This is a genomic window from Kitasatospora sp. NPDC056783 (assembly GCF_042789895.1).
Taxonomy (GTDB): Bacteria; Actinomycetota; Actinomycetes; order Streptomycetales; family Streptomycetaceae; genus Kitasatospora.
This window is the reverse complement of the sequence record NZ_JBHUAF010000418.1, coordinates 1-7,286: the sequence shown is the minus strand read 5'-3', so window position 1 is coordinate 7,286 and position 7,286 is coordinate 1. Positions and strand designations below refer to the sequence as shown.

Annotated in this window: 5 protein-coding genes; 2 read left to right on the top strand and 3 right to left on the bottom strand. The window is 74.0% G+C overall.

Features of this window, described 5'->3' with window-relative positions; translation table 11 throughout:
* Together ACFRMQ_RS35525 and ACFRMQ_RS35520 are read right to left on the bottom strand one after the other, a co-directional pair.
* A partial coding sequence (locus ACFRMQ_RS35525) for a type I polyketide synthase (RefSeq protein ID WP_380734935.1) occupies window positions 1–3,208 on the bottom strand: 3,208 nt, incomplete at its 3' end.
* A 294-nt stretch (window positions 3,209–3,502) separates the two neighbouring features.
* Entirely contained in the window at window positions 3,503–4,486 is a 984-nt protein-coding gene (locus tag ACFRMQ_RS35520) for a zinc-binding alcohol dehydrogenase family protein (protein WP_380734934.1), read from the bottom strand.
* Between the two features lie 110 nt (window positions 4,487–4,596).
* On the opposite strand from ACFRMQ_RS35520, the gene ACFRMQ_RS35515 reads away from it, so the two are divergent.
* Window positions 4,597–5,193, top strand: coding sequence for a TetR/AcrR family transcriptional regulator (locus ACFRMQ_RS35515; protein ID WP_380734933.1), 597 nt, complete (start codon window positions 4,597–4,599; stop codon window positions 5,191–5,193).
* 35 nt (window positions 5,194–5,228) lie between these two features.
* Here ACFRMQ_RS35515 and ACFRMQ_RS35510 read toward each other — a convergent pair whose 3' ends face one another.
* Window positions 5,229–5,930, bottom strand: coding sequence for an SDR family NAD(P)-dependent oxidoreductase (locus ACFRMQ_RS35510; RefSeq protein WP_380734932.1), 702 nt, complete (start codon window positions 5,928–5,930; stop codon window positions 5,229–5,231).
* A 244-nt stretch (window positions 5,931–6,174) separates the two neighbouring features.
* On the opposite strand from ACFRMQ_RS35510, the gene ACFRMQ_RS35505 reads away from it, so the two are divergent.
* Entirely contained in the window at window positions 6,175–7,203 is a 1,029-nt protein-coding gene (locus tag ACFRMQ_RS35505) for a ketoacyl-ACP synthase III family protein (protein ID WP_380734931.1), read from the top strand.
* Window positions 7,204–7,286 lie beyond the last annotated feature (83 nt).

Sequence of the window (7,286 nt, the reverse complement as noted above, 5' to 3'; positions counted from 1 at the left end):
CGAAGGCCTCCCAGGTGGTTTCCAGCAGCAGCCGCTGCTGCGGGTCCATCGCGAGCGCCTCGCGCGGCGAGATGCCGAAGAAGCCCGCGTCGAACCAGGCGGCGGTGGACAGGAACCCACCGTGCCGGACCGGGCCGGGCGCCCATCCGCGGTCGGTCGGGAAGGCGGAGACGACGTCCCGCTCGCCCGCGATCAGGTCCCACAGTTCCTCCGGCGAACCGGCCCGGCCGGGGAACCGGCAGCCGATCCCGACGATCGCGATCGGGTCGTCGTCCGCCGCGCCCCGAGCCGCCGCACCCGCCGCCTCCACCGCCGCCTCCACCGACCCGAGCGCGAGCGAGCGGTGCAGGTGCTCGGCGAGCCGGCGCGGTGTCGGGTGGTCGAAGACCAGGCCCGTGCGCAGCGGGATCCCGGTCTCGGTGACGAGCGCGTCGCGCAGTTCGACCGAGGTCACCGAGGTGAGGCCGAGGTCGCGGAAGGTGCTGTCGGCGTCGAGCTGCGCGGCGTCGGTGTCGAGGACCCGCGCGAGGGTCCGGTTCACCAGGTCGGTGACGGCCACCGCCGGGTCGGGCAGCTCGGCCAGCTGCCGCCGGAGCGCGTCGGCCCGGGTGGGCTCGTGCGCGGGCCCGTCGGTGCGCGGGAGGCCGAGCCAGTGCCGCTCGCGCTGGAACGCGTACGTGGGCAGGGGGATCCGGCGGGCGCCGGTGCCCTCGAACAGCCGCGGCCAGTCGACCTCGACGCCGTGCGCGTAGAGCCGGCCGAGGGCGGTCAGCAGCTGGACGGGTTCGCCGCGTCCGGCCCGCAGCGTGGCGACCGCCGGAACCTCGGGCAGGGTGTCGGCGATCGCGCCGGTCAGGGCGGCGTCGGGGCCGACCTCCAGGAGGACGGTCGCGTCGGCGGCGCGGATCGCATCCGCGAACCGGACCGGCCGGCGCACGTTGCGCACCCAGTAGTCCGGCGAGGCGAGCTCCTCCGCGGTGAGCGGCAGGCCGGTGACGGTGGAGACCATCGGCACGCGTGGCGGGTGGAACGGCAGTCCCGCCACCACGCGCCGGAACTCCGGCAGCATCGGGTCCATCTGCGGCGAGTGGAAGGCGTGGCTGACGGTGAGCCGCTTCACCCTCCGGCCGCGGGCGCGCAGCTGTTCGGCGATCTCCGCCACGACGGTGGAGTCGCCGGAGAGCACCACCGAGGTCGGGCCGTTGACGGCGGCGACGTCGGCGGACCGGGTGCGCTCACCGAGCAGGGCACGCACGTCATCCTCCGAGGCCTCGACGGCGACCATCGCCGCGTCGTCCGCCGGCAGCGCCTGCATCAGGGTGGCGCGCGCCGCCACCAGCGCGCAGGCGTCGGGCAGTTCGAGCGCGCCGGCCAGGTGCGCGGCCGCGACCTCGCCGACGGAGTGGCCGATCACCAGGTCGGGGCGCACGCCCCAGGACTCCAGCAGCCTGGCCAGCGCGACCTCGACCGCGAACAGGGCGGGCTGGGTCCGGCCGGTCCGGCCGAGGCCCTCGCCCGAGTCGATCGTCGCGGTGAGCGAGCCGCCGAGCAGCGGGTCCAGGTGGCGGCAGACCTCCGCGAAGGCCCGCGCGAACTCAGGGTAGGCGGCCCGCAGTTCGCGTCCCATCGCGACGCGCTGCGCGCCCTGGCCGGTGAAGACCAGGCCGAGGCGCGGCTTCTGCCCGGCGGGCGTTCCGGCCGGGGCCGCGTCGCGCAGGGCGGCGAACAGCTGGTCGGCGTCGGTGCCGACCACGACGGCGCGGTGGGCGTGGGCGGTGCGGGTGGTGACCAGGGAGTGGCCGATGTCCACCGGGTCCGCGCCGGTCAGGGTGCCGAGCTGCTCCGCCTGGGCGCGCAGCGCGGCCGGGGTGTGTCCGCTCAGCACCCAGGGCACGGCGGGCATCGTCGCGGTGGCGTCGGACGGCTCCGCCGGGGTGTGTCCTTCGGCCAGCACCAGGTGGCAGTTGGTGCCGCCCATCCCGAACGAGCTGACGCCGGCCACCAGGGTCCGGTCGGGGCGGGGCCAGGGGCGCAGCTCGGTCGCCATGTCCAGCCGAAGGTCCGCGAGCGGGATCCGCGGGTGGGGCTGTTCGTGGTGCAGGGTGGCCGGGATGGCGCGGTGCCGCAGCGCGAGGACCGTCTTGACCAGGCCGGCGATCCCGGCGGCCCCTTCGAGGTGGCCGATGTTGGTCTTCACCGAGCCGACCACGAGCGGGGGTTCGTCCTGCGCGCGCCCCGCGAGTTCGGCGCCGAGCGCGGTGGCCTCGACCGGGTCGCCGACGGGGGTGCCGGTGCCGTGCAGTTCGACGTACTGGAGGTCGGCGGGGCCGATCCCGGCGGCCCGTTGGGCGGCCGCGATCACCGCTCGCTGGGCGGCGACGCTCGGGGCGGTCAGGCTGTCCTCGCCGCCGTGGTTGACCGCCCCGCCGAGGATGGTCGCCAGCACGGTGTCGCCGTCGGCGATCGCCGCGGCCAGCGGCTTCAGCAGGACGGCGGCGGCGCCCTCGCCGCGGACGAAGCCGTCGGCCCGGGCGTCGAAGGTGCGGCAGACGCCGTCGGGCGACAGTCCGCCCCAGGCGGCGAGCAGTTCGTCGTTCTCGGGGCCGAGCAGCAGGTTGACCCCTGCTGCGACGGCGAGTTCGGACTCGCCGCGCCGCAGGCTCTCGCAGGCCAGGTGGACGGCGACCAGGGAGGAGGACTGGCCGGTGTCCACGACCAGGCTGGGGCCGCCCGCGCCGAGGACGTGGGAGAGCCGGTTTGCGATGACGCTGCGGTGGACCCCGGTGACGCTGTGCCGGTCGTAGCCCTCGGGGCCGGTCCGGCGGCTCAACTCGCCGTACTCGTCCCAGATCGCGCCGACGAAGACGCCGAGCCGGCCGGTCTCCGAAGGGCGGACGCCGGCGTCCTCCAGGGCCTCCCAGCCGAGTTCGAGGACGAGCCGCTGCTGCGGGTCGGTCGCGTCGGCCTCCTGCGCGGTCATCCCGAAGAACGCGGCGTCGAACCCGTCGACCCGGTCGAGGTAGCCGCCCCGGGCGCGGCCGGCCGCCCTCCCCGCCCGTCCGGCGGGCGCCTCGGTGACCGCGTCGGTGCCGGTGCGCAGCAGCTTCCAGAACTCCTCGACGCCGTCCGCACCGGGAAAGCGGCAGGACAGTCCGATGACGGCGATCGCGCCGTCCATCGCTTCGAAATCACCAACCGAGCCGTTCATGGCTCTCCCATCGTCGAGTTTGTTCGGGAGAATGGCCGCGCAAGGACGATCAGATTCCGATGCTAGGCAAGGGGCCGTACGGGCGGCGCCCCGTACGGCCCCCTACCACTCCCCCCAAGAACCCCTACCGGGAGGGATTCTCATTTCGCCGTTGGGGTCTGAATTCCGCCACCTCCGGGATTCGTCGGCGGGCGCCGAAAAAACGAATGCGCCCGGTCCTGTGAGGACCGGACGCATTCGTTCCAGGGGAATCGCGGCGTGTTTTTCAGGCGGCCACCGCACCGCCCGTTCGGGTTACGGGACCAGGATCACCTTGCCCGTGGTGACGCGCTCCTCGAAGGCCTGGTGGGCCTCGGCGGCCTCGTCCAGCCGGAAGACCGGCCCGAGGACCGGCTTGATGGTGCCGGCCGCGGCGAGCTCGAAGGCGGTCTGGCGCAGCCGGAACCCGTACTCGGGCTGGATGAAGACGCGCGGGCCGAAGCCGGTGACGGTGACGCCGCGCACGTAGACCTGCTCCGGGTCGAACTGCGGGACCTTGCCGCTGGCCGTGCCGAAGACGATCATCCGGCCGAAGGCCATCGCCAGCAGGTCGAAGGCGGCCTGGGAGACCTCGCCGCCGACCGAGTCGAAGACGACCTGGACGCCGGCCGGGGCGACCTCGCGGACGCGCTGCGCCCAGTCGGCCTCGGCGTAGTCGAAGGCGTGGTCCGCACCGAGCTCGCGGGCGAGGGCGAGCTTCCTCTCGCCGCGCGCCAGGGCGATCACCTCGGCGCCCGCGTTCTTGGCCAGCTGCACCAGCAGGCTGCCGACGCCGCCCGCCGCGGCCTCGACCAGCACGACGTCCTTGGGCTGGATGTCGGCGACCTCGGCGACGCCGACCGCGACGACGCCCTGCCCGAACAGCGCCAGGGCCTCGTGCTCGGAGAGCCCGGCCGGAAGGGTCTGGGCCACCGCGACGGGCAGGACCGCCAGCTCGGAGTAGCCGCCGGCGGTCGGGGAGGCACCGACCACCTTCTTGCCGACCCACGCGTCGTCCACGCCGGGGCCGACCTTGACCACGGTGCCGGCGACCTCGAAGCCCGGCGCGTGCGGCAGCGGCGGGTCCGGGAACCAGGCGAACTGCTCCATCACGCCGCCGCGGATCTGGATCTCGGCGTAGCTGATTCCCGCCGCGCTCACCTGCACGAGCAGCTGGCCCTCACCCGGCTCCGGGTCCGGGACGTCGTCGACCTTGAGGACCTCCGGCGGCCCGTAATCGTGGAACCGAACAGAACGCATGTGCGCATCTCCTTGCCGTTGCAAGCCTGATCTCACCATATCCGGACCGCTGGTCCGCTTGGCTGCGATAGCGTAGCCCTCGATCACCGCACGATGTCAAGGGAGCACAAGTGACCGTCAGGGAGCGCGCGGACGCAGCGCACAACCGGCGCAAGATCCTCGTCACGGCTCAGCAGCTGTTCCAGGACAGCGGCGTCGACCACGTCTCCATGGACGACATCGCCGAGGCGGCGGGCGTCGGGAAGGGCACCCTGTTCCGGCGCTTCGGCAACCGCGAAGGCCTGATCGGGGCGCTGTTCCAGCAGCTCACGGAGGACTGGCAGCAGGAGGCCCTGGACCGGCTCGCCGATCCCGAGGCGGACGCCCGGGAGCGGGTCCTGGGCTTCGTCGGCAGCCTGTTCGACGACATCGTGGTGCCCGGCCGCCCGCTGCTGCGCGCGCTGGAACGCCACGCCGGCGGCTCGCACGCCAACCTGGAGCGCTACCTGCTCTGGCAGGGCAGCCTCGCCCGGACCATCGCCGAGGCCCGGCCGGACGCCGACGCCGGCTTCCTGGCCCACGCGATCCTGGGGGTGCTCCGCGCCGACTTCGTCGACCTGCTGGTCGGCACCGGGATGAGCATCGGCGCCGTGCGCACCGGGACGCTGACGCTGACCGAGTCGATCCTCACCGCCTCGCCCGAGGCCACCGCGCCCGAGCCCTCCTGAGCCGCAAGACCGCCGGACAGGGCCGCGCCGGCCCGTCACCAGGCCGGCGGGAAGGCGTCCACCACCTGGCCTGAGACGTGCCGCGACTCCTCGGAGAGCAGGAACCGGGCCAGCGGCAGGTTGTCCCGCACCCGCGGGAGCGCCGGGTAGGGCTCCTGCCGCCCCAGGGCCGACGCCTTGCGGTCGAGGAAGTCCCGGGCCAGCGCCGTCTCCGCGACGATGCCCAGCGCGTTGGCCCGCACGCCCGTCCCGGCCAGCTCCTTGGCCAGCGTGCGCACGTAGTGCTCCAGCGCGGCCTTGGCCGACGCGTAGGCGCCGAGCATCTCCACCGGGAACCGTGCGCTGTGCGAGCCGAGGGCCAGCACGCTGCCCCGCCCGGCCGCGCGCATCGCCGGCACTGCGTGCCGCAGGCAGCGGACGAACCCGAAGAAGGTCACATCGAAGACCCGGGCCATCTCGTCCGGTCCGACCTCCCAGCCGTACCCGACCGCCGACGCGTCGCCCGCGCTGTAGACCAGGCCGTACGGAGCCGGCGACACGCTCGCCGCGTACCCGAAGAAGTCCGCGACGCTCTGCTCGTCGGCCACGTCGACCTGCCGGTAGAGGACCCCGCCGCCGGACTCCCGGGAGCTGCGGGCGCCCGCGACCACCGTCCGACCGGCGGCCGCGAGGTCCTCGGCCAGCGCGGCGCCGAAGCCGCTGCTCGCCCCGATGATGACGACTGCGGATTTTTCCACCTGAGACTCCCGGGATTCTGCCGTGGTACCCCACCGGCCATTTCCGTCGCGCACGGCCGGTACCGATTCTGACCCGCCGGAACGTGCCGCGTCCGCCGGGACGGCGGGGACAGGGGTTCTTTAGGGGGACCCAGCCCGCGGCAGACCCGATTACGCTATCGTCCGCGCACCCTCGCCGGATCGATTCCGCGGCCTTTCCCCCTTTTCCACGATTCGCGCACCGAACCCCTGAGAGAAGGTTCCCGTGATATTCGACGAGCTTTATCTGGACGGCATCGCCGCCTGCATTCCGGACCGCGTCACCCTGGAGGAGGCGGTCGAGCGGGGGCTCTGCGCGGCGGAGGACGTGGCGGGAATGGACTGGCTCTCGGTGGCCGTCGCCGGCGACGTCGCGGCGCCCGACATGGCGGTCCGGGCCGGCCTGGAGGCGCTGGCGATGTCCCGTCACCCCGCGTCCGACATCGCCGTCCTGATGCACGCCACCGTCACCCACCAGGGCCCCGACATCTGGTCCTCCTCGCACTACGTGCAGCGGCACACCGTCGGCGGCTCCGCGCCCTCGGTCGAGATCCGGCAGGGCTGCGCCGGCATGGTGGCCTCGCTCGAACTGGCCGGCTGCTTCCTGGCCGCCGCCCCGGACCGCCCCGCCGCCCTGATCACCGCCGCGGACAACTGGACCCACCCGCTGATCGCCCGCTGGCGGGGCACCCGGTGGGCCCTGTTCGGGGACGCCGCCACCGCGCTCGTCCTCTCCCGCCGGCAGGGCTTCGCCCGGCTGGTGAACGTCTGCTCCTCCTCGCTGCCGGAGCTCGAGGAGCTCAACCGCGGCGGGGAGCCGCTGCACCCGGCGGGGCCCACGATCGGACGCCAGGTCGTCCTGCCCGAGCGGATCACGGCGTTCCAGGGCGACCAGGGCGCGATGGCCAAGGCGATCGGCCTGGCCGAGAGCGAGCTCATCCACCGCACCCTGGACGAGGCCGGCCTGAACCCCCGGGACATCGCCCGGGTCACCCACCAGTCGGCGGGCAGCCGCAGCATCGTCGAGCACATCCTGGAGCCCTTCGACCGCGAACTGAGCCTGGGCACCTGGGAGTTCGGCCGCCGGCTCGGCCACACCGGCGCCAGCGACCAGGTCGCCGCCCTGCACCACCTGCTCACCGGGCGCGAGGTCCACCCTGGTGACCACGTCATGCTGCTGGGCACGGGCGTCGGCATGGCCTTCGCCTGTGCGATCGTCCAGGTCCTGGACGACCTCCCGGCCGCCCGGAGTTAGGCCGCGTCTCACAATTCGCGTCGGATCAGCGCGCGGCGTCGGGCGCCCGGCTGGGCGTGCCGGCGAAGCGTCCTCGTACTGGG

Coding starts and splice junctions, on each gene's coding strand:
- ACFRMQ_RS35520 (WP_380734934.1), bottom strand. CDS start 4,486: ATGCGTTCTGTTCGGTTCCACGATTACGGGCCGCCGGAGGTCCTCAAG.